Below are 2963 nucleotides of genomic sequence, written 5' to 3'. Positions count from 1 at the left end.
TCCCGCGGGCCCCGGTGCCCGCCCCCGAGGCCGCCCCGTGGGACCAGCACTGGCAGGTCACGGCGGCCCCCGAGTGGGGCGAGGCCGCGGCGCCGTGGACCGGCCGGCAGAACGGCTGGGACCGCAGCCCGCTCGACCCGGACGGCGTCGCCGCGGCGGCGGCCGCCCCTGAGGGCACGGTCCGCGACCAGCACGCCCCGCAGGTCCCTGCGCACGACCCGACCTGGGACGCCACCGAGACCTGGGACAGCTTCGACCTGCGGGCCGGCTCCACGGCCCGCCGGGCCGCGCCCGACGACGCCCCGGCCGCGGCGCCCGAGACCGGGCCCGCCGCGGGTGGCGCCGACGACGGCGACGAGACCGGCGGGTACACCCGGGTCATCCGCCCCATCGGCGACCTCAACCCGTCCGGCCTCAACCCGTCGGCGCCCGGTGGCGAGCGCTCGGGCGAGACGACGAGCACGTTGCCCGCCCTCGGCGGCAGCCGGGTCTCCGGTCTGCGTCGCCCCGGCCGGGCCGGTGGCCCGAGCCGGCGCGACGTCCGCGACAGCAGCCGCGCCGAGAACGGCGTCGTGACCCGGCTGCGCAAGGTCGACCTCGGCAAGCGCGCCCCGCTGCTCGCGGCCGCCGCCGGTGTCGTCGTCGCGGTCGGCCTCGGTGGCATCGTCTGGACGGCGATCGGCGGCGGTTCGGACGCCGGCTCCGGCGGCCAGGCCGCCCCGGTGACGCTGCCGCCGGTGTCCGCACCCGTGCTCGCGAGCGGTCGCAACTACACGGAGAAGGGCCTCGGCGACGACGCCGAGAAGCTCGCCAAGGAGGCCGCCAGCAGCAACCGGCCGAGCGTCGAGGCCTCGATGGCGGCGAACGGGACCCAGCTGTCTCAGCCGGCCGTGCTCGCCCGCTGCCTCGACGCCCTCAACGCCGGCGACCAGACCCCGCTCGCCGTGGACATCGCCCAGTACCAGAACCGGGAGGCGGCGATCATCGTCCTGCGCGGCGAGGACGGCGGCTACGAGGTGTGGGCGGTCTCCCGCGACTGCGGCTCCGGCGACGAGGCCCCGCTGCACTTCGTCGTCGTCCCGAAGGCCTGACCGGTACGACCGGGGGTACGACCGGGGGTATGCCGCGAGGTGTCCGGTCGCACTCCGGGATCACGGCGCCCGGGGGAACACCGGCCCCGTACGATCGGTTGACGATGACCGGACGCCGCGGACGCGGCGGCCCGTACGCCCGGGTGACCGGGCCTGCCGAGCACCGCAGGGAGACGACGTGAGCACCGACGCCGGCACGATCCGGGACGTCATCATCATCGGGTCCGGCCCCGCCGGGTACACCGCGGCGATCTACGCTGCGCGGGCCGACCTCAAGCCGCTCGTCTTCGAGGGCTCGGTCACCGCCGGTGGCGCCCTGATGAACACGACCGAGGTCGAGAACTTCCCCGGCTTCCCGGCCGGGATCCAGGGCCCCGAGCTCATGGAGAACCTCCGCGGCCAGGCCGAGCGCTTCGGCGCCGACCTGCGGCCCGAGGACGTCGTCGCCGTCCGGCTCGACGGCGAGGTCAAGGAGGTCGACACCGGCGACGAGCAGTACGGCGGGATCACCACCCACCGCGCCCGCGCCGTCATCCTCGCGACCGGCTCGGCGTACCGCGAGCTCGGCCTCGAGAACGAGAAGCGGCTCTCCGGGCACGGCGTCTCCTGGTGCGCGACCTGCGACGGCTTCTTCTTCCGCGACCAGGACATCGCCGTCGTCGGCGGCGGTGACTCCGCGATCGAGGAGGCGACGTTCCTCACCCGGTTCGCCCGGTCGGTGACGCTCGTGCACCGGCGCGACAGCCTGCGCGCCTCGAAGATCATGCAGGAGCGCGCGTTCAACGACCCGAAGCTGAGGTTCCGCTGGGACAGCGAGGTCGTCGACGTCCTCGGCGACGCGAAGCTCAGCGGCCTGTCGCTGCGCAACCTCAAGACCGGCGAGGTGTCGACGCTCGATGTCACGGGCCTGTTCGTCGCGATCGGCCACGACCCCCGGGTCGAGCTGTTCAAGGACCAGGTGTCGCTCGACGAGGCCGGCTACGTCGCCGTCCAGGGCCGCACCTCGCGGACGTCGGTTCCCGGCGTCTTCGCCTGCGGCGACGTCGTCGACCACGAGTACCGGCAGGCCATCACCGCGGCCGGCTCGGGCTGCGCCGCCGCCCTCGACGCCGAGCGCTACCTCGCGGCGCTGGCCGACGAGAGCGACGCCGACCGTGCGGGCGCCGCGCACTCCGCGGCCGTCACCGCGGCCGCCGTCAGCGCCTGAGACGGCTTGGTCCACAAGGAGAATTCACGACCCGGCCGGTCCGCCTGGGCCGCACCGCGGCCGGGATCTGGCAGCATCGTCCGGGCACTCACCCGGACGGCGGAGACCTGGTGACCCCAGGTCGCACCGCCCCACCGACAGTCACGGCGCACCACCGGCACCGGGGCACGACGCCCCGGCCGCCACGAGGAGAGGGAGCACCCATGAGCAGCAAGACCGTCACCGACGACACGTTCTCGAACGACGTCCTCCAGTCGTCCAAGCCGGTCGTGGTCGACTTCTGGGCTCCGTGGTGCGGCCCGTGCCGCCAGGTCTCCCCGATCCTCGACGAGATCGCCGGCGAGTACGCCGAGAAGATCGACATCGTGAAGATCAACACGGACGAGAACCCGAAGGTCGCCGCGCAGTACGGCGTCACCGCGCTGCCGACGATCGCCGTCTACCAGAACGGCGAGATGGTGAAGTCGATCATCGGCGCCAAGCCGAAGGTCATCCTGCTGCGCGAGCTCGCGGACTGGATCGGCTGACCGGCCGCGTGACTTCCGGACGCACGCTCGGACAGGCGGAGGCGGTCACGGCCGCACCTCTGCGCCGCGGGGACCGGGGCCCGCTCGTCGTGGCCCTGCGCTCCATGCTCGACCGGGCGGACGGGGCGGACGGTGCCG

The 2963-nt window shown here is 74.4% G+C and carries 3 protein-coding genes; all 3 read left to right on the top strand.

Annotated elements, in window-relative coordinates:
- The coding region (locus tag ECOMGDLI_RS35045) for a hypothetical protein (RefSeq protein ID WP_198955329.1) at positions 1–1091 on the top strand (1091 nt) is incomplete at its 5' end.
- A gap of 178 nt (positions 1092–1269) precedes the next feature.
- On the top strand, positions 1270–2298 hold the full coding sequence (gene trxB / locus ECOMGDLI_RS30595; RefSeq protein ID WP_233153692.1) for a thioredoxin-disulfide reductase: 1029 nt from the start codon (positions 1270–1272) through the stop codon (positions 2296–2298).
- 203 nt (positions 2299–2501) lie between these two features.
- On the top strand, positions 2502–2825 hold the full coding sequence (trxA, locus tag ECOMGDLI_RS30590; RefSeq protein ID WP_088320604.1) for a thioredoxin: 324 nt from the start codon (positions 2502–2504) through the stop codon (positions 2823–2825).
- Positions 2826–2963 lie beyond the last annotated feature (138 nt).

Source organism: Kineosporia sp. R_H_3, assembly GCF_002198675.1.
Taxonomy (GTDB): domain Bacteria; phylum Actinomycetota; class Actinomycetes; order Actinomycetales; family Kineosporiaceae; genus R-H-3.
The sequence above is the reverse complement of the archived record's forward strand: the minus strand, read 5'-3'. Positions and strand labels throughout refer to the sequence as shown.

Bases quoted from the DNA above. Each gene is read 5' to 3' on its own strand.
- trxA (WP_088320604.1), top strand. From the start codon at position 2,502: ATGAGCAGCAAGACCGTCACCGACGACACGTTCTCGAACGACGTCCTC.